The sequence below is a fragment of the Shewanella sp. SP1S1-7 genome, assembly GCF_031932105.1.
Taxonomy (GTDB): Bacteria; Pseudomonadota; Gammaproteobacteria; order Enterobacterales; family Shewanellaceae; genus Shewanella; species Shewanella baltica.
In genome coordinates this window covers 15,704-40,249 of record NZ_JAUOEU010000028.1, presented here as the reverse complement: position 1 = coordinate 40,249, position 24,546 = coordinate 15,704, and the positions used below count along the sequence as shown (strand labels likewise).

The 24,546-nt window shown below is 45.6% G+C and carries 22 protein-coding genes; 10 read left to right on the top strand and 12 right to left on the bottom strand.

Going from position 1 to position 24,546, the window contains the following annotated elements:
- Positions 1-130: 130 nt before the first annotated feature.
- Positions 131-2,107 carry a BCCT family transporter gene (locus tag Q4Q49_RS17990; protein WP_006085322.1) on the bottom strand — a complete coding sequence of 659 codons (1,977 nt, stop codon included), beginning with the start codon at positions 2,105-2,107 and terminating at the stop codon, positions 131-133.
- 397 nt (positions 2,108-2,504) lie between these two features.
- Positions 2,505-3,086 carry a DUF502 domain-containing protein gene (locus Q4Q49_RS17985; RefSeq protein WP_006081073.1) on the bottom strand — a complete coding sequence of 194 codons (582 nt, stop codon included), beginning with the start codon at positions 3,084-3,086 and terminating at the stop codon, positions 2,505-2,507.
- Positions 3,087-3,273: 187 nt separating this feature from the next.
- On the opposite strand from Q4Q49_RS17985, the gene Q4Q49_RS17980 reads away from it, so the two are divergent.
- From Q4Q49_RS17980 to Q4Q49_RS17965, 4 genes are all read left to right on the top strand, one after another.
- Positions 3,274-3,669 (top strand): VOC family protein, encoded by a 396-nt coding sequence (locus Q4Q49_RS17980; protein ID WP_063883185.1) that lies wholly within the window; start codon positions 3,274-3,276, stop codon positions 3,667-3,669.
- 521 nt (positions 3,670-4,190) lie between these two features.
- Complete coding sequence (locus Q4Q49_RS17975) at positions 4,191-4,616, top strand: N-acetyltransferase (protein ID WP_063883186.1); 426 nt, start codon at positions 4,191-4,193, stop codon at positions 4,614-4,616.
- Positions 4,617-4,735: 119 nt separating this feature from the next.
- Entirely contained in the window at positions 4,736-5,107 is a 372-nt protein-coding gene (locus tag Q4Q49_RS17970; protein ID WP_311987558.1) for a nuclear transport factor 2 family protein, read from the top strand.
- Positions 5,108-5,269: 162 nt separating this feature from the next.
- A complete protein-coding gene (locus tag Q4Q49_RS17965; protein ID WP_312000020.1) occupies positions 5,270-5,746 on the top strand; it encodes a GNAT family N-acetyltransferase in 477 nt (158 codons plus the stop codon).
- A 324-nt stretch (positions 5,747-6,070) separates the two neighbouring features.
- Here Q4Q49_RS17965 and Q4Q49_RS17960 read toward each other — a convergent pair whose 3' ends face one another.
- The 5 genes from Q4Q49_RS17960 to Q4Q49_RS17940 form a co-directional block, all read right to left on the bottom strand.
- Entirely contained in the window at positions 6,071-7,153 is a 1,083-nt protein-coding gene (locus tag Q4Q49_RS17960) for a DUF3137 domain-containing protein (protein ID WP_261273811.1), read from the bottom strand.
- 493 nt (positions 7,154-7,646) lie between these two features.
- A complete protein-coding gene (phoU, locus tag Q4Q49_RS17955) occupies positions 7,647-8,357 on the bottom strand; it encodes a phosphate signaling complex protein PhoU (protein ID WP_011846414.1) in 711 nt (236 codons plus the stop codon).
- Positions 8,358-8,438: 81 nt separating this feature from the next.
- Positions 8,439-9,257, bottom strand: coding sequence for a phosphate ABC transporter ATP-binding protein PstB (pstB, locus tag Q4Q49_RS17950; protein ID WP_006081067.1), 819 nt, complete (start codon positions 9,255-9,257; stop codon positions 8,439-8,441).
- 33 nt (positions 9,258-9,290) lie between these two features.
- Positions 9,291-10,949 (bottom strand): phosphate ABC transporter permease PstA, encoded by a 1,659-nt coding sequence (pstA, locus tag Q4Q49_RS17945; RefSeq protein WP_312000019.1) that lies wholly within the window; start codon positions 10,947-10,949, stop codon positions 9,291-9,293.
- Between the two features lie 59 nt (positions 10,950-11,008).
- Positions 11,009-13,267 carry an ABC transporter permease subunit gene (locus Q4Q49_RS17940; protein WP_011846412.1) on the bottom strand — a complete coding sequence of 753 codons (2,259 nt, stop codon included), beginning with the start codon at positions 13,265-13,267 and terminating at the stop codon, positions 11,009-11,011.
- Positions 13,268-13,467: 200 nt separating this feature from the next.
- Between Q4Q49_RS17940 and Q4Q49_RS17935 the strand changes: the two genes are divergently transcribed.
- The gene (locus Q4Q49_RS17935) at positions 13,468-13,968 is read left to right on the top strand and encodes a glycine cleavage system protein R (protein ID WP_071939034.1); all 501 of its coding nucleotides are present in this window, start codon (positions 13,468-13,470) and stop codon (positions 13,966-13,968) included.
- Positions 13,969-14,113: 145 nt separating this feature from the next.
- Here the strand turns inward: Q4Q49_RS17935 and Q4Q49_RS17930 are convergent, their stop codons facing one another.
- Both Q4Q49_RS17930 and Q4Q49_RS17925 read right to left on the bottom strand, forming a co-directional pair.
- Positions 14,114-15,001: a DMT family transporter gene (locus tag Q4Q49_RS17930; RefSeq protein ID WP_107402217.1), complete on the bottom strand. Its 888-nt coding sequence runs from the start codon at positions 14,999-15,001 to the stop codon at positions 14,114-14,116.
- A 100-nt stretch (positions 15,002-15,101) separates the two neighbouring features.
- Positions 15,102-16,256 (bottom strand): alpha/beta hydrolase-fold protein, encoded by a 1,155-nt coding sequence (locus Q4Q49_RS17925; RefSeq protein ID WP_312000018.1) that lies wholly within the window; start codon positions 16,254-16,256, stop codon positions 15,102-15,104.
- 283 nt (positions 16,257-16,539) lie between these two features.
- Between Q4Q49_RS17925 and Q4Q49_RS17920 the strand changes: the two genes are divergently transcribed.
- Positions 16,540-17,361, top strand: coding sequence for a DUF2797 domain-containing protein (locus Q4Q49_RS17920; protein WP_312000017.1), 822 nt, complete (start codon positions 16,540-16,542; stop codon positions 17,359-17,361).
- Positions 17,362-17,584: 223 nt separating this feature from the next.
- On the top strand, positions 17,585-18,154 hold the full coding sequence (locus tag Q4Q49_RS17915; RefSeq protein WP_312000016.1) for a hypothetical protein: 570 nt from the start codon (positions 17,585-17,587) through the stop codon (positions 18,152-18,154).
- A gap of 111 nt (positions 18,155-18,265) precedes the next feature.
- On the opposite strand, the gene Q4Q49_RS17910 is transcribed toward Q4Q49_RS17915, so the two are convergent.
- The gene (locus Q4Q49_RS17910; RefSeq protein ID WP_312000015.1) at positions 18,266-18,661 is read right to left on the bottom strand and encodes a VOC family protein; all 396 of its coding nucleotides are present in this window, start codon (positions 18,659-18,661) and stop codon (positions 18,266-18,268) included.
- 236 nt (positions 18,662-18,897) lie between these two features.
- Positions 18,898-19,500 (bottom strand): DUF4136 domain-containing protein, encoded by a 603-nt coding sequence (locus Q4Q49_RS17905; protein ID WP_312000014.1) that lies wholly within the window; start codon positions 19,498-19,500, stop codon positions 18,898-18,900.
- Between the two features lie 302 nt (positions 19,501-19,802).
- Here Q4Q49_RS17905 and Q4Q49_RS17900 point away from each other — a divergent pair, with 302 nt between their 5' ends.
- The 3 genes from Q4Q49_RS17900 to Q4Q49_RS17890 all read left to right on the top strand — a co-directional run bounded on the left by Q4Q49_RS17900 (position 19,803) and on the right by Q4Q49_RS17890 (position 22,395).
- Positions 19,803-20,396, top strand: a complete 594-nt coding sequence (locus Q4Q49_RS17900) for a LysE family translocator (RefSeq protein WP_012088771.1) — start codon at positions 19,803-19,805, stop codon at positions 20,394-20,396.
- 27 nt (positions 20,397-20,423) lie between these two features.
- On the top strand, positions 20,424-20,975 hold the full coding sequence (locus Q4Q49_RS17895) for a DUF1415 domain-containing protein (RefSeq protein WP_259563268.1): 552 nt from the start codon (positions 20,424-20,426) through the stop codon (positions 20,973-20,975).
- A gap of 418 nt (positions 20,976-21,393) precedes the next feature.
- A complete protein-coding gene (locus Q4Q49_RS17890) occupies positions 21,394-22,395 on the top strand; it encodes a hypothetical protein (RefSeq protein WP_312000013.1) in 1,002 nt (333 codons plus the stop codon).
- A gap of 19 nt (positions 22,396-22,414) precedes the next feature.
- Here Q4Q49_RS17890 and Q4Q49_RS17885 read toward each other — a convergent pair whose 3' ends face one another.
- On the bottom strand, positions 22,415-23,938 hold the full coding sequence (locus Q4Q49_RS17885; protein WP_312000012.1) for a winged helix-turn-helix domain-containing protein: 1,524 nt from the start codon (positions 23,936-23,938) through the stop codon (positions 22,415-22,417).
- Positions 23,939-24,546: the final 608 nt, after the last annotated feature.

Here is a 24,546-nt window from a genome sequence, read left to right as displayed (position 1 = left end):
CCCAAGGATAATCCGAGTTATCACTTGGGGCAATATCTCCCGCACTTTGCGGGTTAATGGTGCGCGATTTGTAGACGCAAATGGCTAAGCCGACCTAGGTTACTGGCTTAGCTAACTTAGCTTACGTTACTTAGCTTATGTGGGCATGATCGGCATTCGACAGATGCAAGTAGTGTAAGTATTTTTCATACTGAGTCACCACATCCGCGAGGATTTGCTCTTCGGTATACCCCATCACATCGTAATGCTGACCGCCTTGTTCTAAATACACTTCGGCGCGGTAATACAAGGTATTGCCCTGCTCGATTTCAGTCCCTATAGGGTTAGTGATTTCGAAACAACGGGTGCGTACTCCGTAAACAAAGGGCAAGTTCACCTCATTGCTAATCACCAAACGTACGCGGCCATCTAAGTATTCGAGATCGGCCACTATACCTTTGGTCATAAAGTGTTGACACACCTTAGATAAAGCGGGCGTCGCAACATTATTCAAGAATACTTGCGCTTCTTCATGGGTGGGATGCGACACGAGCACACCAATGCGCTCTTCCCAGCTCATGTTGGTTTTGGCGTACTGCACACTGGTATTGTGTAACTGCACGCTGTTGATCTTAAGCCAGTCATTCTTCAGGGCTTTAAATAATCCCAGACACATGAATAACATCACCACAAGGAACGGCATGGCGCTGGCGATAGCCGCCGTTTGCAGCGCCTGTAAACCACCAGCCAACAACAATACCGAGGCCACAACCCCTTGCAACAGTGCCCAGAAGATCCTCTGCCATACGGGCGCATTGTTATCGCCGCCCGAGGTCAGATTGTCAATCACTAACGACCCCGAATCCGACGAGGTCACAAAGAAGGTCACCACTAAACAAATCGCAATCCCTGAGAGTAAGGTCGGGAACGGCATGTGCTCGAAAAACACAAACAAGGCCACTGACACATCGGTATTCACCGCCTCGGCAAGGTAGGTTGCGCCTTGATTCATAATCGAATCAATCGCAGAGTTACCAAACACTGTCATCCATAGGAAGGTCAGCGCCGATGGCACAAATAACACACCAATCAAAAACTCACGGATGGTACGACCGCGACTCACGCGCGCAATAAAGGTACCGACAAAAGGTGACCAAGAAATCCACCAGCCCCAATAAAGCAAGGTCCAGCCGCCAAGCCAATCTTCCTTATGTTGATAGGCGTACAAGTTAAAGGTTTTGCCAACCAAATCACTTAAGTAACTGCCAGTGTTTTGCACAAAAGCCTGCAACAGCATGACTGTAGGGCCCAAGATCAAGACGATAAGCAATAAGATAATCGCGAGGCCAAGATTGAGTTCGCTTAAACGTTTCACGCCTTTGTCGAGGCCAGAAAACACCGACAGGGTCGCGAGCAAGGTAATACCGATGATCAAGCACACTTGCACTACTGCGTTATTAGGTAAACCTTCAAATAGATAACTCAAACCCGAGTTAACCTGCAACACCCCAAAACCCAGTGATGTCGCCACCCCAAACATAGTGCCGAGCACGGCAAAGGTATCGACAATATGGCCAATAGGACCATAAATGCGTTCACCAATTAAGGGATAAAGGGCGCTTCGTGGCAGTAGCGGTAACTTATGACGATAGGAGAAGTAGGCCAGACTCAATGCCACTACGGCATAAATCGCCCAAGCATGCAGTCCCCAATGGAAGAAAGTAATCTTCATCGCCTCTTTTGCGGCGGCGAGACTCTCAGGTGTAGCATCTGGCGGCGCCAGATAGTGCATTACAGGTTCGGCGACCCCAAAAAACATCAGGCCAATACCCATACCTGCCGAAAACAACATGGCAATCCAGCTTTTATAGCTGTAATCCGGCACAGAATGATCTGGCCCGAGTTTGATATCGCCAAAGCGACTGACCATGACAAAGATGATAAAAATCAGGAAAAACGCCACGCTCAGAATGTAAAGCCAACCGGCTTTCACTTCTATCCATGACTGTATTGATCTAAAAACGGTGTTAGCCTCTGTGGGCCATACTGCACAAATCATCACCATCAAGATGATGAAAAAGACCGACGAATAAAATACCGGCGGATTAATACTCGACTTGATCGACATTGACTCTCCCTATTTCTAGCGGGTTCACTCTCCAAATATCTCAGCGCACCAACGGAGAGATAGAACAAAACTTATACTCAAAATATGTTTAATGCTGCGGGGCTCATCTATGACCAGTATGGGCTCAATCCCACAGATCAATGCAACGACTCGCTATGGCTAAACGTGACAGGATCTGAAAAACGGGATTAACAACACACGACTTTGACAGCCGATGATTGATGGATAAATAGCGTGAACACCACTAAGGCAGTCAAAGCATGCCTTTAGCATAAAACAAATTTATAATTAGAATATTTAGCACAAAAAATGGCGACCATATTGGTCGCCAAAAAATTATACCACAAAAATCATCAAATTTAATTTTAAACGCTAAAACGCTTGAACCAACATCCGATTACTTAGTCGGTGTCTGCGAAATGCCAGCGGTTAAATTAAAGCGCATCGCCTCTTCAAACGACCAGTCGACCATGATTAAATCGTCCCGTTTGATCAAGCTAGTCACGCCCGCCATTTGGTAACTCAATTGGAACAACACAGGCACCCAATCGCCCTCAGGCAACGCATCTAACAAAGGCTGCGGCGGCGTATCTGTCATGATAAATCCCACCACAAAACTGCCATTCGCCTGCTTCACTAACACTGTCTTTTGGCTGGTCGGCTTGCCATCACGATTCATCAAAGAGGCGATATCACGGATACTGCCATAAACCGACTTAAACAGTGGGAAACGCATCAACTGGCGCTCAAGCCAGCCATAAAGCCACACAATCGGGCTGACTGAAAACAACAGGCCCACTGCAAAAACTAATGCCACCACCAGCATAAAACCGGCGCCGACAAAGTGTTGGTTAATCCCTACCAACTCTAAAATCACAATTCCTAAACCATCTAACGATACAAACAGCGACCAAAACAGCCACAAACTCAAGGCCATAGGTAATAGATTCATTAAGCCGCGGGCTAAGGTTTTCTTCATCACACTCTCATTCGGTCATAGGGATATAGTAGGCACAAAATATTTACGCAAAAAAACGCCACAAATGCTACCACAGAGTCACTTTTGCACCAGCACATGATGTAAGGTATCTGACTCTTATTCGTCTCAAGTGTAGAGATAGCGTTCAAAATCAGAGCCCACTCTGAGCCATTCTAAGGAAAGTAAAATGCGCGTAACCCGCTTAGATCATTTGGTCTTAACCGTAAAAGACATCGCCGTCAGCGTCGAATTTTATCAAGCCGTGCTCGGGATGAAGAAAGTGGTATTTGGCAGTCAGCGTATTGCGTTAAGTTTTGGCGATCAAAAGATTAACTTGCACCAAGCGGGCGCCGAATTTGAACCTAAAGCTGCAGCAGCCACGCCCGGCAGTGCCGATCTGTGTTTTGTAGTCAGCCATAACATAGAAGAAGTGATCGCGCATTTAAACGCACTTCAGATTGAAATCATTGAAGGACCAGTGCTACGAACCGGCGCCACAGGCCGGATAAACTCTGTTTATATCCGCGACCCAGATTGTAACCTGCTTGAGCTATCAGAATATCTACCCGCCTGCACTGGGTGAGCGAAGTTAAAAACTTCATTTGAATTTTTTAATCAAAGTCAAAGTCGTGGGGCTTCACCCCACACCCGACCAAGGAGGACTGCTCGTCCTATCCTCCTTGGATGCTCCAAGACGCCCCTACGGAGTTGAAAGCCCCTTGTGCTCATTGACAAATTTGCTATCGCTTCCGAAGGATGCGTCCCTGCACCTGCGAAAGCTAGTCGTTCATCCATGACCGAACTCACGCAATTTCTCTATTCGCCCTGCGGCAACTCCGAGGGGAGGTGTATTCCTTGGCGTTTTGAGTCGTTATATAGCGATTCATCAGCAAAATAAGCGCGAAAAATGAGAAAGCTAAAACGATATCAAGTGATTACCCATTAAACTGTATAAAAAACCGCTACCGCAAAAAAGCAAATTCCTATAGCATCATTTTTACCAATTGACTTGGATGTGGCAGCGGCCAAGTCCAACAAGCGAGTTATGCCCTGCAGACAGCGCAGCGCATAAATACTAAGACGTTAGTGCTCTAGAGGAAACCGATGAAATTTGAGTTTCAACAAGCCACAAAATCAGATCGAGATTATCTACTAGGTCTGCGCAAGTTAACTATGGTTGAGCATTTAGAAAAATCTGGTCAATTCTTGTCTGATAAAGAGCATGAAATTAGGCTTGATGATAAATATCATTGTTCGTATTTGGTGCATTATAAAAACGCATTAGTCGGTACTCTCAAATACGATTCAACTGAACTCGAAGTCGAGATAATGCAAATTCAAATACATCCTGACCATCAAAATAAAGGTTATGGGCGAGGCATTATTCAGCAAGTATTGAATGGTGCTCAGTCAAAGATCGTGTCACTCACAGTGTTAAAGGAGAATCCTGCATTGCAACTATATTTACGATTGGGTTTCAAAATTGTCAGTGAGGACATGTATGAGTATCATATGCAAATCAAGCACTAAAAAGTTACTCAAACCGGACTCCATAAACTGTGGCGCTTTCTGCATTTCTGCTTCGCAGGCATAAATCCCCCCAATTTAGTCCACAGTTTAGTAAAGCGTTAGGGTTACTTGGAGATTTGGTGGAAAATTTAAAGGCGAAGCTCATCGAATTAGAAGAGCATTTATTTAAGGCTGAGACCAGAGCTTCATACGGCGAATTGGATGAACTAATTGCGGATGAGTTCACTGAAATTGGTGGTTCTGGAGTTCGATTTGGAAAAAAAGAAGCTCTGGAGCGTCTGCCATCAGAATTGCCTCCTAAGATCAGTGCGTCTGAATATGAATTGAGACATTTAGCGCCAAATTGTGCCCAGTTACTTTATAAAGCTGTAATGGTAAAAGGTGGTGAGACAACCGCTATTTACTCATTACGATGTTCAATATGGTCTCTGATAAATGGGAGGTGGCAAATGATCTTCCATCAGGGCACCTTATGTAAAGCATTTGAGTAGTAACCCTAACAGGGCCATTAATTGCGCTCCCTACGGTCGCGCGGCTTATGGCGGCGTTATAAAGCAAAATAAACTCCGGCACTAGTAAGTAGAAAGTAAAGAGCTTTTGAGGTGGTTTAGCTGTACTTAGTTAACTCAAAATCAATGAGATAGGAAGGATCTATGAATTTAAGAAAGTTTGTAGCTCAAGACTCAACAGAAGTCATTTCATGGTTCTCAACTGAAAAGGAATCCCTACTTTGGGGTGGTTGGATGTTCGGTTGGCCACTTTCGGAAACTGAAATGGTAAACCGTAGTCAGCTTCCTGAAGTTGAGTTTATGGTTTTATCTAGTGGTAATAACAAGCTTGGCTTTATTGAGCTTCAGCACATAAGTGAAACTGAAATACGCCTGTGTCGAATTGTCATTAATCCCGAGTATCGTGGGCTTGGATATGGTAGGGGTTTAATCGCACTTTCTATCGCAGAAGTTAGGAAACGTGAACAGTTCAAAATTGCTACCTTAGCTGTATTTGCTGAAAACGTAGCAGCTTATAATTGCTACAAGTCATATGGCTTTATATCCGTAGACAAAGAGCCAAAGTTTAGAGAGTTTAATGGTCTAAAATGGCCTTTGCTACAGATGGAAACTGCTTTATAACTTGTAAATTAAAAGATTACGCGAATGCTCGAAAGGTGATCCATGGTGATTAGCGAGACGACCGTCCGCCCATGGACGGGGCCGAGCATCCAAGGATGGACTTGAACAACATCCCTGTTTAACGGCCAGTTCGCCGTCCATGGCTCTCGTTCATAAGCTCAGAAACCCTAGGTTTCTATTCACCGAGTCGGTGAGTGAATGCCATGGCAAGCCTTCATGTGTGGAGACCAGCAAACGCTAAGTCCTCTGAAGCAACCTCTTCTCACGACGAATAAAAGCCTGCTCAAAGTACGGTTCAAAATACAGAGAAAAGAGCAGCTCTAGTTAACCCGCTAGCGTCTTAATCCTCTCAAGTGTTTGCTGTGTCGCCAGATTTTGCGCTGCTAGATAATCCAATTTTAGCTGTTTGATGATGCCAGTAATCAAGACTAACTCCTGCTGTAACTGCGGAATTTTCGACATATCATGGGTGGGTAAGTTGATATCGACGGTATCAAATAAATTGCCAAAATAGCTCGCCATGATCAGCACTTTATTGGCTTTAAATTCGATACTCAGCCCCGACCCCCGCGCCGTTTTACGGAATAACTGTTCCAGTTCGACGAGGCGTTCCATCACGGCGGGAGACAACAGATATCGCGCATAATGTTGGTCATGGGAATACACTTCAAACATCGCCTCAAAGGTCACGCTTTCGAGTTTCACTCTGGGTTTCTTTAGGCCTGCCATAGTATTACCAAGGGAGCCATAGTCTTGGCTGACGACGGTATGGGATTCAAAGCTAAAGGGCATCGTCATGATCACGACCCCGCCCTTAAATTGGATCTTGTCTGACTTGCTGCCACGGGATTTTAAGGTTAATTCGCAAAATTCGAAGCTGATATCCTCTACCTTGCCGCGAATATGATCCTCTGATTGTTGCTTGCTAAAACGGGGCATAAGTTCGAAATCTGCCACTGAATCAAGGTTGACACAGGAGTCGGGGCTATAACGGTAGTCCCCTAGTTTTTTGAGTAAAACAGGCAAGATTTTATATTTGTAATGGCGCTTATATTGCATTTCAGGCAGATGAACCCACATCAAAATGCCGGCGAGAACGATCAGGCTCAAAATGGTTGGGTCATGGTTAGAGGCTAACGAGATTAAATCAAAAGCCAGTGCGGGCAGGCACAATAGCCAACCTAGACGCTTCGCCCATTTTTTACGGGAGAGTTTAGTTTCAAGCTTTTCAATTCGATAGGCTTCTAGCGGCGCTAATAGCTGCAATAGTTCGGCTTTAGCGTCCTCGGACAGTGGCGGTAATTCAGCGCGGGGAAAATCAGCGGGTAAATTCGCTTCAGAAATATGATTTCGAATACTTTTAAGAGCTTCGAAACCTTGCTTTAAAGAATACAATAATGGGCTCATCAACTTATCCATGTTATCGCCGACACAGCGCCCATTCCGTTGCGCTGCTAACCCCAAACCTTAGCGGTAACAAATAGGGTGGCGGTTAAATTCTGAGGTTAACATGCTGTGATATCAATCCACAGCTAAACACAAAAATGCTAGCACTTAGGCTTCGACTGCTTTCACTATCTAGGTCTACCGCCCTTTCCAGCAGCTAAAGCTTGTTGCAAGCATCAGATTAAACAAAGGTTAATTTATTGTAAACACAAAAATGACCTTCTTTATTCGCGGTACTGATCCAGAATGCCAGTTCACACTCCAATTTAACTATTCAACTTAGCTATCCAATTTCACAATCCATAGCCCAAAATCCTAGCTCGCTTTCTCTATCTCACGATCCTAGCTCACTATCCTAATAAACGATCCTAGCTCAGCATCCTAAAAGCAAAACGCTCCACAGAGACTGCGGAGCGTTGTATTGAGGCATTACAACAGCAGATTAATGCGTGTGTTAGCTTTTCATGTCCTTTTCCATATCTTCGTAGGAAGTATGGCGAACGTCTTTGCCTTTCACGTAGTAGATGATGTATTCACAAATATTTTTACAACGGTCGCCAACACGCTCAACCGCACGTGCCGCCCACAGTACGTCTAAGACGTCTGGGATAGAACGCGGATCTTCCATCATATAGGTCATTAACTGGCGGATAATCCCTTCGTATTCACGGTCAAGCTTGGCATCTTCTTTGTGCAGCTCTAACGCAGTATCGGCATCCATACGGGCCAAAGCATCTAAGGTCGCATGCAACATACGGGTCGCGTGACGGCCCATATTTTCAATGCTAACTAACAAAGGTTGTTGATTATTCAAACGCTTATCTAACGCTGCTTTAGCGATACGCACGCAGGCATCACCAATACGCTCAAGATCGGCGATGGTTTTTGAGATGGCGATAATCAGCCGTAAATCGCTGGCCGCAGGTTGACGCTTGGCGATAATGCGCGTGCACTCTTCGTCGATAGACACTTCCATGCCATTGACCTTGTGATCGCCCTCGATAACACGCTGGGCGAGTTCCGCATCCAGTGCACTGAGTGCGTCAATGGCTTGCTCGAGCTGACGTTCAACCAAGCCACCCATAGCGAGTACGCGGTTACGGATATCATCCAGCTCAGCGGTAAACTGTCCTGAGATGTGCTTACTTAAATTCATGTTTTCCATTTAGCCAACCTTTTACTTAACTGTTTACCAAGCATGCTCAAAGCCTGCGGTTGCGGCTTTATCCGATAGCGACTGAGCTAATTAACCGTAACGTCCTGTGATGTAATCTTCGGTCTTACGTTTTTTCGGCGTGGTGAAAATCGTATTAGTATCAGCGTATTCAATCAATTCGCCCATATACATAAAGGCCGTTTGATCTGACACCCGCGCCGCCTGTTGCATGTTGTGAGTCACGATAACCACAGTGTATTTAGTCTTAAGCTCGGTTATCAGCTCTTCAATCGTCAATGTCGAAATAGGATCGAGTGCCGATGTGGGTTCATCGAGTAATAACACTTCAGGCTCGATGGCAATGGCACGGGCAATTACCAGACGTTGTTGCTGACCGCCAGATAAACCAAAAGCGTTATCGTGCAATCTGTCTTTCACTTCGTCCCAAATCGCCGCGCCGCGCAGTGAACGCTCGGCCGCTTCGTCGAGTTCACGACGATTATTCAGCCCTTGCAATCTCAAACCATAAACGACGTTTTCATAAATCGACTTAGGAAACGGATTCGGGCGCTGGAACACCATGCCCACGTTACGGCGTAGGGCCGCGACGTCGATTTTCTTGTCGTAAATATTCTGGCCGTGCAGCAAAATTTCACCGTCAATATGGCAGTTATCCACCAAGTCGTTCATGCGGTTAATACAACGCAGCAGCGTCGATTTACCACAACCACTGGGGCCGATAAAGGCGGTCACTTGCTTCTTGGGGATCTTCATCGATACATTAAACAGCGCTTGTTTACTGCCATAGCGCAAGTCTAAGTTACGGATCTCCAACGCGGTGTCGGTCTGGCTTAAGTTCGCTAAATCAAAGTTGTTGGTTTTCATTGCTGTCGAATCTATAGAAATCATATTCAGTCCTAATACTTTCAGGATAATCGCTGATTAGTGCTCAAGCGAACGATATTTTTCACGCAAGTGGTTACGTACGCCAATGGCCGTCAAGTTGAGTGCCACAATCACAGACACCAGCAAGAAGGAAGTCGCATACACCAGAGGACGTGCCGCTTCAACGTTAGGACTCTGGAAGCCCACATCATAAATATGGAACCCTAAGTGCATGAACTTACGTTCTAAATGCACAAACGGGAAGTTAAAGTCCAGTGGTAATGTTGGGGCTAATTTCACTACACCCACCAACATCAATGGTGCCACTTCACCGGCGGCGCGGGCGACCGCTAAAATCAAACCCGTCATAATAGCTGGGCTCGCCATTGGGATCACAATGCGCCACAGTGTCTCAGCTTTCGTTGCGCCCAGTGCCAAACTACCTTGACGCACCGCACTTGGGATTCGGCTCAAACCTTCTTCGGTCGAAACGATAACCACAGGCAGAGTCAAAATGGCTAAGGTCAATGCCGACCAAATCACCCCTGGCGAACCAAAGGTCGGTGACGGTAATGCTTCAGCGTAAAACAGTTGGTCGATAGAGCCGCCCATCATGTAGACGAAGAAACCTAAACCAAACACGCCATACACGATTGATGGCACACCCGCTAAGTTGATTACCGCAATACGGATCATCTTAGTGATTGGGCCTTTCTTAGCGTATTCATGTAGATAAACCGCCGCGACCACACCAAATGGCGTCACAATAACGGCCATCAGCATTACCATAAACACAGTACCGAAAATCGCTGGGAAAACGCCGCCTTCGGTGTTAGCTTCACGCGGGTCGTCACTCACAAAACGGCCGATACCGATGAACCATTTACCAATTTTACCGATTAGGCTTAAGTGGTTCACATAGGTCACATCCAGCACTGTATCTAGCTTAAGCTCGACTTCTTCACCGCGCATATCACGCACGATTACTGAATCTCGCGCCGCGTCATCACGCAGGGCAAATAACGCTTTTTCAAGCACTAAGTAATCTTTTTGCAGCTGCGCTCGCTTGGCCACTAAGTCAGCTTTATTGCTGTCGGTCAGTTCGCCATCAAGCTCGTAACGACGCTCCTGTAAACGCAGTTTTTCAATGGCGTAGTTAATCGAGCCAATGTCTTGCTTCTGCAAATCTACCGCTTTGTCCGATAAGGCTACTGCGCGGTCGATGTGCTCCATTAAGGAGGATTCAATCGCATCGTTAACTAAATCCAGACGCTTGCCATTTTCAATCACAGCGATTGGATAACCGTAGAAGTTACCGTTTTTAGCCCGCTCAATCATGGCGACATCACTTGGCGTAGAACGGCTCAAAATGTCAGTGCCTAATATCCAGCGGAAATCTAGCCCTACAAATTCGCGGTTACCGGTTTTCACTAAGTAACGGGTGACGAACTCGCCAGGATGCTCTTTAAACACATGGCCCGCAGCAATCAAACGCTCAGTCGGTACTTCTTCCCTATCGTAAACTTCACCAATTAAGGTTGAACGTACACCCGTGTTATCTTCGAGTTCCCACTGGTAAACTGTTGCTGGCCAAAAGTAACTTAAGCCACGCCAAGCGATTAACAGTAATAAGCCTAAGACGGCAATCAAACTGATGCTCACCGCACCGCCCGTCATCCATATCCATGGCGAGCCTGATTTTACCCACTTACCCATTGCACAAACCTCTCAAGGTCACTGGCGAAATAGTATTTAATGTCATTGTCTTATCCCCGTTACAGCGAGCTATAGCGTTCACGTAGACGCTGTCTCACCACTTCTGCAATGGTGTTAAAGAAGAATGTAAAGATGAATAGCACGAACGCCGCGAGGAAGAGCACACGGTAATGCGAACTACCGATAGCCGACTCAGGCATTTCAACCGCAATGTTTGCTGCCAAGGTTCGCATCCCTTCGAACACGCTCCATTCCATAATGGCGGTGTTACCGGTGGCCATCAGTACGATCATGGTCTCGCCCACAGCGCGGCCTAAGCCCATCATGATGGCCGAGAAAATACCCGGACTTGCGGTTAACAACACCACACGAGTCAGTGTCTGCCAAGGCGTCGCACCTAAGGCTAAGCTGCCGTTCGATAAATGACGTGGCACAGAGAAAATCGCATCTTCCGCGATAGAGAAAATCGTTGGAATAACCGCAAAGCCCATGGCGATACCCACTACCAGCGCGTTACGTTGGTCGAAGGTGATGCCCAATTCGTTGGTGATAAATTGACGGGTATTACCATCAAACAGTGCCACTTCGATAATCGGGCTAACCGCAAAAGAGAACCAACCCACGAAACAAACCACAGGGATCAACATCAGCTCTTGGTACACTTCGGGTAAACGTTGTTTCCAAATAGCAGGTAACTTACTCCAGCCATAGGCCGAAGCGAGAATCGAGGTCGGCAACAGGGTCAGTAAAATCAAAATGCCGGGGAGATGTTCTTCAATCAACGGCGCTAACCACAGACCCGCCAAGAAACCTAAAATAACCGTCGGTAAGGCTTCCATGATTTCGATGGTCGGTTTCACTAAACCGCGCACCTTAGGCGACATAAAGTAAGCGGTGTAAATCGCACCGGCAATGGCTAAAGGCACGGCAAATAACATGGCATAAAATGCCGCTTTCATTGTGCCGTAGGCCAATGGCATTAAGCTCAGCTTAGCTTCGAAATCATCAGACCCCGAAGTCGATTGCCATACGTATTTAGGCTCTGGATAACCCTCATACCACACCTTGTCCCACATGGCGCTCCATGACACTTCTGGGTGGGAGTTTTCCACACTGAAGATATGCAGCTTTTTGTCCGCCTCAACGACTATGCCGTTTGAGCGTGGGGTAAATCCCATTTTACCTGGGTTTTTAAGGTCGAATTTTTCGTCAAACAGTTCACGATGACTCGTGGTATAGAGCAATGTCAGCTCGCCCTCAGGGCTCACAGTCGCAAAACTCTTACGGTAGAATTCAGAGGTAATGGACTCAATAGGCGGTAAGTCATCAAACTGGCGTATTTCTTGATATAAACGCCCTTTTGGACCACTGACTTGGAAGTACTGGGCCACAATACCTGTGTCGTAGCTGACCAGTAAGGAACTCGCGCCAGCCAGCAAAGCCACATTATTCACTTGTGCTTTAGCGCGTTCAACATCAATCACCTGCAGCAGATCTAAGCTGTCAGTATCACGGATGTCGTACACGAAGATTTTATTGCCAGTTTGCAACATCAATTGACGTTGATCGGGCGTCATCAGCTCATGGGAGACTTTCTTCGGTGCATCTTGAATTTGTGACGTCGTAGACACCCACTCCACTTCTTCAGTCATCATGTTCTCTTGCCCTTCGAGGCGAGTCAGGCGCCAAACGCCGCTCTCATCTTGATAGGCAAAGCTCATTTTGTCTGAACTGTAGGTGAAGGTCAGTTTATGAATCGCACTGCCCGTTTCATCGACTGTAATTGGGGTTTCGCCTGCGGGATAACGCAGTTTAGGCGTGATTAAGCGCTTGTTGTTTGGATAACTTAAACCAAACTCTAGGCCAGCCACTAGGACCTGACCATTACTTAATCCCAGCGCAAAACGCTGTTCGCTCGGCACGGCAACTGCGGCACTGGTCACAGTCACGCCCGCTGGCAACGGCGGTGTAAAGCTAGAAAGTAGGCTACCGTCGGCAACGGTATAGAAGTCCACTTGGCCATCAACGGCCACACGGTACATCACCTCATTTTGCTCTTCAGCGCCCACCATTAAAGTAGGTACATCCGCGTGTTGATAGCTCACCGTTTTAACCGGCGTGACATCAGCACTATCGAAAATGGGTTTAATCACATACAACAAATAAAAGAAGATCAACAATAAGGCGACAAACACCATAGTGCCGCCGATAGTGACGCCGATTTGCGCCGCTTTATCCTTAAATGCCCTGCGATTCGAGCGTCCGCCTTTAAGCATACTGTGCGATGCAGGACCAGGTTGAGTGACCTGACTTTCCATTAAGAACCTCTATTATTAATAGCCAGCGAGTTTTTTCGCTAGGATTTGCCGAGTGCTATGCTTACACTGTTTGAACGTAAACTGAGCAATAACAATATCCTTTATTCTAAGTGCGTTGGATTATATGACGCAAAGATGACAGTTGTGTTACACCCCGTTTTAAAACAGGTGCCTTTTACAAAAAATAGGAGTCAGTCACTATGCTACGATATTTGATCACACTACAAGCACCTGATAGAAAAGGATTAGTAGAACAAATCGCCCATGCGGTGAGCCGTCACGGTGGCAACTGGCTCGACTCGGAATTGCGCCATATCGACGGTATCTTTGCCGCAATTCTGTTACTTGAAGTGCCTTCACTGCGTATGGATGAGCTTATTGAGGCGCTGGAGTGCATCGATAGCCTCACCCTCACCTATGCCAAAACCTCGGTCGCGCTTAAACCCATCAAACGCTTAAGCTACAACCTAGTAGCCTATGACAGACCCGGACTCGTGCTCGATATCTCAAATAAGATCAACGCCCTTGGCATCAATATCGAGCAGTTTAGTAGCCAATATGAAACCGCTGGCCACACAGGTATCGCTCTGTTTCGGGCGACTATCGGCCTTGGACTCACAGATCTCGCCCAAGAAGAGCAACTGGTAGCATCCCTCTATGCCCTGGGTGATGATCTCGTGCTCGATAGATTAAGCCGTTAACCTTTACGACGAGCGAACACTTAGCACATTTAGTGAGTACATTTGCCATAGCACTTTCAAACAGCACTTAAATGGCACTTAAAACGCTTTTTAAAAAATGCATAAAATAGAAACGCCGCTAAGCAGATGCCAGCGGCGTTTTTGTTTAAGTCACTTTTTGATGCCGAGATTTGACTAGGTAACGCAGTGGCACTTGGGAGATCAGCATCCCTAGCAACATCAAGCCACAGCCGAATAATGCCCGCACACTCAAACTCTCATCGAGGAAAATAATGCCGCCAATGGCCGCAAATACCGTTTCTAAACTGAGGATAATCGCCGCATGGGCAGGATGCGCATTTTTCTGCGCCAACACTTGCAAGGTATAAGCAATCCCCACCGAAATCAGCCCTGCATAGAAGAGTGAACCCCAAGCCGCCATTACACCATCGAGCGTGGTGACTTCAATTACCGCCGACACCATCAAACTCAGCACGCCGCAGACAAAAAACTGCATCATGGCTAACACCACGGGCGAAATCCGCTTGGCAAAATGATCCACCGCCAAAATGTGCAATGCCCAAAACAAGGCGCCCACCAACTGCAAGGCATCGCCATAACCTATGCTGATGCCATCTTTAACGCTTAAAAAATACAAACCGACCGCGGCAATCGCGCAGCCAAGCCAAGTATTCAAGCCGGTCGTATGTTTTAGCGCTAACCCAAGCACAGGCACTAACACTATATATAGGCCAGTGATAAAGCCCGCGTTCGCTGCTGTGGTGTATTGCAAACCGACCTGTTGAAATGACGCGCCCGCAAACAGTAAAACCCCAACCAGCAAACTGCCGCGCACTAAATCCTTTGGCGCACTCACATGCAGCTTATTTTGCCGACGCAAGTACCACACCAAAGGCACTAAGCTAAACGTCCCCATTAAAAAGCGAATGCCATTAAACGCAAAAGGAGAAAGATGTTCCATGCCTAAGGTTTGGGCGACAAATCCAAAGCCCCAAATCGCGGCGGCAAGCAGTAATAACAGGTTGGCAGGCAAGATAAATTCTCAGCGAACAAAAAGATCACAAGATTACCTAGCCGCGTGAGACTTGTCCAAACATGTTGCAACTTTGTAGTTAACACCTCTCTTGGAGCGGTTACTTTTTCGCTCGCAACTGCATGCGCTTAGCTTGACTGAGGATCTCATTTAAAAACACGGAATCCGTTTGTTTTGCCAATAGCACGGCTTTGTCGGAGGCTTTTATCGCCTGTTCAAGCTGCCCATCCAGATCATAGGCGGTCGCTAAACTGTCCCATAACACCTCTGAATAGGGGAACACCCGCGTCCCCTCTGCGAGAATTTCAACGCCCCAAGCCGTTTTTTGTTCATAAGTCGCTTTGAGCCCATAAACATTATATTGCTGAGCAAAGAGTGGAAATTCATAGCCAAACTCAGCGCTCTTTTGTCGATAGAAGTGTTTTAGGTCCTTGAGTGGCATAACGGCAATTTCAGGCACAGCATTCCAACCAGCAAAAAGGGTCTTTAACGCCTCAATATTGCCAACAAGCGGTGTACTGTCGTGGGTTTCATCGGGGAAGTGTTTGTAAAACCAATGCAGTGGCTTTGATGTGTTACCCGTTGAGTTTGTACCTAAGCCGTCTTGCAACTGCTTAATTTGCGCCGCAAATGCGCTCGCCATTTCATTGGGTTCACTTGCCATACTCAAAAACCAGCGCAGTGGTTTCGCACGCTTAGCGTGTAATAACTCGGCCGACTTAAGCACTAGCCAATCACTGTCCCACCATAAACTGGGACTGATTGAAATAACTGCATCAAATTGGCTATTTGGCGTCAAGGCCACATAACTGCTAAACAGCCCAGCGAAAGAATGACCCGTGAGTATTTGATAATCCGAGGTGCGGTATTTTTTGCCTAATGTACTGAGCAGCTCTTGCTCTAAAAATTGCCTGAACTGTTCAGCACCACCGGAGCTGTCTTTAAATTTATCGATTTGAGTCGGCGTGAAATACTTCATCCTTTGATCCGAACTCACGCCAACTGTGATCATTTCCGGAATAATGGCATAAGTACTTAAAAAACCGACATTCGCCGCCACATGCTCAAATTGGGTAGAGCCATCTAATACGATTAATACCGGATAGTTAAAATCGTTGGAATGCGCATAGGTATCTGGCAAATGGATTTGTAAGTTGATGTCATCATTCAGGATTTCTGATTGAATTACCGTCTTATCCGTCTGTGCGAAGACAGCCGTTGAAAAGAAAAATATCAGCACTAAAACCAACCGCATAAGTACACCTCCATTTGTAATGCTGGGTAACTTACTGGTTTTCATCATAAGACTCAAATCATTACCCTCAAAAAGTCTGATTAAGATGATGGAGTTGAGTACAGTTTACAAAGACTCAGTCAATCAGCTCATTCAATCGACTCACTTATCACGAATTCCTATCTAAACTGGCTTGGATAATCTTGTATACTGACGGCCACGCAATGACGATATAACGAAAGCGTGCACTAGACCGCATGATGAGCGACTAAGCTGCACCAGAACGCAACACATTAGGATTACCATGTTAGGAACGCTAAAGAAGATGCGCGTACAGTTAGATGACGCGCAACAAGTGCAATATCAACTCGTTGTCGGTGATGAGTTACTCCCGCTCAATCCATTGATAGGCAAGCAATTAACCTTGACCCACACGGGCAATATCTTCTGCTGCAACTGCGGTAAAAAAAGCAAGAAGAGTTACTCGCAGGGCCACTGTTTTGTCTGTATGCAAAAGCTGGCGAGTTGCGATATGTGCATCATGAAGCCGGAAACTTGCCATTACGACAAAGGCACTTGCCGCGAACCCGAGTGGGCCCAGAGCCACTGTTTTGTGCCGCATTATGTATATCTGGCAAATACTTCGGGCGTTAAAGTCGGCATTACCCGCCACACGCAACTGCCTACCCGCTGGATTGACCAAGGTGCCACCCAAGGTTTGCCGATTTTTAAAGTGTCAACAAGGCAACTCTCAGGTCTGCTCGAAGTTGAATTGGCCAAACTGGTGAACGATAAAACCCATTGGCAAGCGATGCTCAAGGGCCACGCCGACGATATCGATTTAAAGGCTAAGGCGGCGGAACTGATCCCGCAAATTGAGGCTAAGTTGCACGAAATCGGCATGCAAAAAGGTGATTACAGTATCGAGCGTTTAGATGAAACGATTCAGTCGATTCACTATCCCATCGACACCTTTCCGAAAAAGATCACTTCCCACAACTTCGATAAAAATGGGGTGGTAAGCGGGATTTTACAGGGGATTAAAGGTCAGTATCTGATCTTCGATACCGGTGTGATTAACATTCGTAAATTCACTGCCTATGAAGTGAGCGTGGAGCTAATATAACTTCATTTTTATTCAATTCAGTGTGTTGCTATCTGTCATGGTTATCAACACACTGATAGCGAAACCTCGGCATGCTCATGCATTGAAACTGTGCCAGAGCATAGGTTAATTGATTGCCGCCGTCTCGTTATTACCCCGAGGAACTCGAGCCTTGCCTCCGTATGGATGAAAATGGCGCTTGGCTTCCCCAAAGTAAAAAACATCTTTATATGGAATATTTTTGATGAAACAAGGACCTCAACATTTTATCCGTCGCTGTGCATTCCAACAAAAATTACGTAGTAAGCAATCTGGAATATTTTTGCTCTTGATAATCCCGCTGATAATAGCAAGCGGCCCTTGGAAGGAACTGACAGCATCGCTTTCGACAGAACCATGGGATATAGGATTTACAATTGTTGTCGTTTTAGCCGTTGTAGTGGCATTTTTCTTCGTCTTCATGATCATTTCTGAATCGATAAGACTAGGCAAAGCCGCTAAAAATGAACAAAGGAATTTAGCCGAAGCGGGGCCAGATGGCTATTACATTGATATCTATCAAGAAGGCCTCATTTTTCATGTTTACGATGCAGAATTTCATCTTTTTGAGATGAAGCAGCAGTTTGTCCCTTTGGATGAGATTGCCAGTACAAAATACTCAAAACGCAGAGGCATACGTAGCTTCACGATCAACTTTGCCCACATTTCCGGCCAAGTGTCGTTCACGCCTAGGGAAATAAATGTGGATGATTTTGATTTTATAAAGGAATTTCTTGAGACTCATATTTCCAACCGAGGGAATAAGCCAGCTTAAGATAGGCTGGTTAATTAAACATAGGCGCGCTGCATTGTGTACAGCTTAGGTCTCACGCAACGCGCGCTATTATTGGACAAGCTTGGTTTAGAGGAATGTGAAGAGGATGCACTAACCTTGCGCTTCCATGTAGACAAGTTCCCAGATATGCCCATCGGGATCTTCAAACGCATGGCCATACATAAATCCTTGATCTTGCGCTTGACGATAGGCTTTGCCGCCATGCTGCTCGGCAAGCTTAACCAAGTGATCGACACGCTCTCGACTGTCGCAGTCTAGGCAATTGAGCACTTCTGTCGTGGTATGAGCATCCGCAATTACCTTATCGGTAAAACCAGAGAAAAAAGGCTTAGCCAGCAGCATCACATAAATATTGTCCGCAATGACGACGCAGGCAGCCTGCTCATTGCTGTATTGCTCATTGATGCCAAAACCAAGACCTGAGTAGAAAGCGCGTGAATCCTGAACGCTCTCGACTGCCAAATTAACAAAGATGCTTTGAGTCATAATAATCTCCCTTTATAAGTGCTAACCGGACGTCAGACTAAGTCCTATAAACAGGACGGTAAATCGTCCTGTTTATGCTTGTTACAGCCTAAACTATGATCACTAAAATCTCACGATACTAAGCGTAATTCAGGATAAAAGCTAAAAACCCTATCGCTCATTTCCTCCCTAAAAGAACAAAGCGAGTATCTCACTCGCCTTATGATTGCGCCTAGTTGACGGCATTATTGCACCGCTTATTGCACCGCATGGGTGACGGGCAGCGCTGACAACATTTCATCGATTAAACCATCGAAACGGGTTTTGACTTCATCCATATCCTTAATGTTGGCAAAGCCTTGGGCAAGGACTCGCCATACCATTTCAGAAGATTGCCCCACGATCGCTGTCGGCTTAAAAAGGCTAATGAGTACTGAACCCTTATCGTATTTTTTAGGATCCACACCTTGGTTTGACAGACCCGGCACTAAGCCCGCAGCGGCCAATATCTGCTCGTCAGACATTAGTGTACCCATGGCAACCCCAAAACCCACTTGGAAGTCAGCGAGTTGCGTATCTTCTACCCAGCGATACCCTTTCGTCAGTAGCACCTTTTTAAGGGTATCCTGCATATGTTGCTGGACTTGCTGTTTATCGAGCCTAGGATCAACAAAGATTTTCTGTAAAGTGGGGTGCCAACTGTAGGTCATGGCGCTCGGCGGTAATTGGCTCAAATCCCCCGAAGTCACGACTGTGGTTCGCAACACCTGCGAATCCTCCACACTCACACAGGCTGTCAACACGGCCAAACTGATGGTTAAAAACGTCAATAAACGCCCAATTTTTTGTGGTAAATACATGTTCTTTCCCTTATTGCGATTTTTACAGCTTAAGGATAGTTGCTATTTCTCAGACTGAAAGTCTATATGCATCATGGTGTTAAATCGTGCTTATCGACAAGGACTACGGTAAGACAATCACCCCGGTTCAATTCGTTATGATTTGTTACTTATAAAGCCCACCCTGCGTATAGGCGCGGTTCCGTTTACCCGCTAGAATGCTTCGCTTAACGTCAGTGATAGTCATACTTCGGCACGTAAATTCGAGGTAGATTTCCCTATCATAATGCCAAAAACGACAACAAAAGGTGTGAGATCTATCCATGGAGTTAATACTCGCTATCGCGCTATTCGCCTTCTCATCGGGGATCACCCCAGGGCCGAACAACATAATGCTGATGACCTCAGGGGTTAACTTTGGCGTGAAACGCAGTATTCCGCATCTGCTGGGAATAAGCCTTGGCTTCCCAACCATGATCCTCGCAATTGGCTTAGGCTTAAGCGCGCTCTTCCAAAGCTATCCTATCATCCATCAAGTGATTAAAGTCGTCGGCATAGGTTACCTTTTGTATCTGTCTTGGCTTATCGCCAACAGCAGTAGCAAGATGGAAGGCAAAGCCATTGCCAAACCCTTTAGTTTTATTCAAGCCGCAGCGTTTCAATGGGTGAATCCTAAGGGCTGGATCATGGCGGTGGGCGCAATTGCAACGTTCACATCAGTACAGCAAGATTTAACCCCGCAGGTCATCACTATCGCGACAGTATTTTTATGTGTCGCCTTCCCCTGTGCCATTGTGTGGCTCGGTTTTGGCGTGGCCCTTAAGCGAATTTTAAAAAATGAGCGCCAACAGAAGATCTTCAATATCACTATGGCAGTCTTGCTTGTGGCGTCTATCATCCCTATGATCGCCCCCTAATTTTTGTCAGCACGAGCCACGACCACCATGAACGAAATCGACATGATCATTGAACAAACCGACAACTGGGTCAAAAAAGTGATCATGAAATACAATATTTGCCCCTTCGCCAGACAAGAAGTCGAGCGCGGCAGTATTCGGTATCTAGTGGTTGAACAAACCAAAGTCAAACTCGTGCTTAAGGCATTAATCGAAGAGTGCCAATACCTCGACGCCCACCCCGAAGCCGAAACCACGCTGTTTATTCTCCCCCGAGGTTTTGAGGGTTTTTATGCCTATCTCGACCTCGTCGACATGGCAACCGATACGCTTATCGAGCATGAGTACGAAGGCACTTACCAACTCGCCACCTTCCACCCAGACTATTGTTTCGATGGCGAACCACAGGACGGGGCAGCCAACTTCACCAACCGCGCGCCCTACCCAACCCTGCACATCATTCGCGAAGCCAGCATGGAGCTCGCTCTTGCCAGCTACACAGATCCCGAAACCATCCCAGAACGCAACATCGCCTTTTGCGAACGCAAAGGCAGCGACTTTTTCGTCAAACTGTTAGCAGAGTGCATGGGGAAATCCTAGCGCAAATTGCTGGTCTCACGCTTTCAGGCATTCCACAATATTAACCTTACGCTTCGAACTATGGCTTCATTGCTATTGGATAAATGCTGCAATTGCTATCGATAAGCCAAGCTAATGAGGCGCAGTCAATCCAGTGACTCGCCATAAAAATGCTGCTATGAGCGTGATTGCGGCATCCGTTGTATAGAGAAGTATCGATATCACGAGCACATCATTGCAAAATCACGCCTGTTCAAAAATTAATTTTTACTATTAAAAATCAATAAATTAAATAAAAATTAAGATTAAATTATTATTTAATTCACTTTTGTTTTTTGACCTCCTTTATACCGATACCTAAATTACGCCGCAGTTGTAACGGTTGTCGTTACTTAATTTAAGTTAAGGCTAGCTTAGCCATTATTGTTAAGGGTGTTTTATGTTGCGTTGTGTATTACTCGTTGCTGCGTTAAGTTCAGTGTTGATGGGATGTGGTGGTTCAAGCACAGACAACAGTACAAAACCCAAGCCCGATGAGAATGGCGGCACTAAAGCCAAAAGTAGATATGCTGAAGGGATCTATTTGCTCAGCTTGGCACAAGACGAAGGCGATTTTATTCGTGGTAACGACGGTTATAGCCAATATGTAGGTGTTGGCTTTGCACTCGACCTCTATCCTTCTCAGCAAGAGTTGCAAGCCAGTGTAAAGCAAGTCGGAAAAACTACAGCAGACTGGTATAACATCAATGCAAAAGCAAACCAATTAAGCGCATTTGACAATAATATCAAAGTTAACTTTTGTAGCCGCGATGGACTAGGTAAGTGCACTATCGAGCAATCCAGTATTGAGCGTGGCGATACTTGGTTAACTCCGCTATCGAATGCTCATAGAGCACAATTGCAAGCCAATCAATTTGCCGACAATATCGAACCGCTGTTCACCGATAAAGGATTTACGATGCGTGTTAACGATAACCCACAGTTATCGGCACTATTAATCCAAGTCAAAGCAAGACCTTTAACCGCGGCATTGATGACAAGCTTACTGCCAAGTCAGTGGGAAACGCCCTCAGCTTATGGCAGTCGACTAGACTATGATATGTACAAGTTTACCCGTGATGGTTCAGCTCCCGTGCAATTGACTGCATCAATGACTGATGCGCAAGGTAATCCACAATGTATCGCAGTGGGGGCGGTAAGTGCAAAGCAGGGACTTATTATGCATTTTGATTTAAAAATCAATGATTCAGAAAGTGTACCTTGTCAGCAATACCTACAACAACAAGGAGCGAGTGCAGAGTTAGTGCGTGCAATTATTTCTAATCAAACTATCAAGATAGGCTTTATTGAGGATGCCAAAGGCGAGGATATTATGGCCATCAATCACCTTGCTGGTGCCCATCCAGTCGGTGGCGCAGGGTTACTGACAAAGCAGCATTAATTAGAGTTTAAAGGTCGCTTCATTGCGACCTTTTTGCTGAGGCTTTAGGAAGATATGGGGCGGCGGTTTCACAATAATTAGCAAACATTGCCCAAGAATGGATGTCAGCGGTAAGCGCTTTGTCTTGGAATAACACGCCCCACGCACCTAAACATTGACTCGTGAGTTTCTCGCGGGACAACTGCTCAAAAACCGTTTTTGACGGTACGACTAAAGACAAAGAGACCAATGATTTAAGGTAGTAATAACGGAAAAGTTCAGGTTTATCATCTTTAAGGGCAATATTTGACAACACTAAATAAATAAATGCGTTGTCGATTTGATTATTGAAGTGCCCCTTCAACAAGCGTTCACGTGCGCGTTTATAATTTCCAATTCTAAAATCAAGCAGACCAAGCCAAATTTCAGTTTCTTCACTCGGGAAAGGAAACAACTTGTCGATACGATTGAGCCAAGTTTGTATTTGATCAGACTTGAGATCTGGGGCAAGCAACAGTCGTCTGGCAAGATAATTGGCCTGAAACATACTGGGATTATCAGCATCTAGCTGTTGCGCTAAAGTTTGATTGATAAAGGCATGAGTTTGCTCTGTATTGGCAGAGGCTATGACTGGCAACTTAAAATAATCAATCAAATCATCAGTGATCTTTTGTATATCTTGGTCGAGTGAACCTGTAGAGAGAATATACTCACCGCGATACGTTTGCTTTTCGCTGCTGTGATACACCAACTCAACCCGTGCAGTAAGCTGATCGGATGTAGGAGCTTTGTCGAGTCGTAAATTAAGTTTGTAGTCCGAAAATAAGGTGTTGCCATCGCCAGGCCAATATTCATTGTCATTGAGCGGGCTTAAAAAATAGGTTGGATCATCCTGATTGAGCACATTGATATAGGGGTAAGCGACGAGTTGCGAAAGTAGCACGGTTTTGATCGTTGTAACATAAGGACTAGCAGCACTATTGGTGACATGAATTCGGTTTAGCACCAATTCAACCACAGCAATAGTGATATGAGCATCCTGTCGTGTTGTTGCGGTGAGCGGATTAACAGGCGCAATTATGGGTGATTTTTGCGACTGTTGATAGATAAAAAAGCCCGCAATCATCAGCAGACTCATATAAACCAAATGGATCATTCTCTTTGATTGAACAGGTTTCGATGGTGCAATCAGATCAGCAGTGGTGTCGATTAAAGTAACTCGCGTCGCATTGAGGTAGTAACCCTTTTTGGGATAAGTCACTAATAATTTTGTTGCATCAAGTTCAGGCGAGCTCTCTTTAAAAATGGCACGTAGCGTACTAATTCGATTAGTCAGGACATTTTTAGAAATATAATTGCTCTGCCAAACCCGACTGATAATGTCTTCTGCCGCAATCGGGGTACCTGTTTGCTGTAAAAAGACTTCAAGCAGTTCTATGCTTCGAGGCTCTAATTCAATTTCTTGAGCATTTTTGCTCAATTGGCGAGAGGCAGGATCATATACAAGTTCATCGATTGCGATGGTACATTGACGGGCTTTTGCTTGGGCTAATATATCAGCCATAAATCAGGTACCTATCGTATTTTGGCGTTGATGGATGCGAGGTGATAAAAGTTGTCGAAGCACATGCCCCTCCAGGGCCGGATTATACATTGTTAGATTGGTTAACAAACCTATCCAGTCGAACGAATTTCATTCGATTATGGATGATTTATATAAATAAATACTGTCGCATTAAGTCGATTAAAGAACAAAACAGCTAAATGTTAAGATAATTTACAAAGCATAATCTCACCCTGCATGCCCCTCAAGGTGCAACGCCTACATCAAGTATGTCTTCTAAGGATGCGATACATTGATGCCATTCTCCAATCGATTTGTTTGCTAAGCGAGATTTAATATCAAACATAAAAACCTATAATATCAATAAAATACAAAATCATCTCGAAGAAAACGCGGTATTTTCATCATGAAGAGTGTAGTAGTCAACTAAATTTAATAAAGCTGCGGTGCTATTTTGTATAGCTTAGGTAGATTGAAATGCCCTCGCAATACCCAATTAACCTATGTTGAATAGATTTAAGTGATGATTGTTAACCGTGTAGGGCTTGAACAAAGTCATCGGAGAATCTGTGCAATTGGATATCATGACCGACGAATAAAAGCATAAG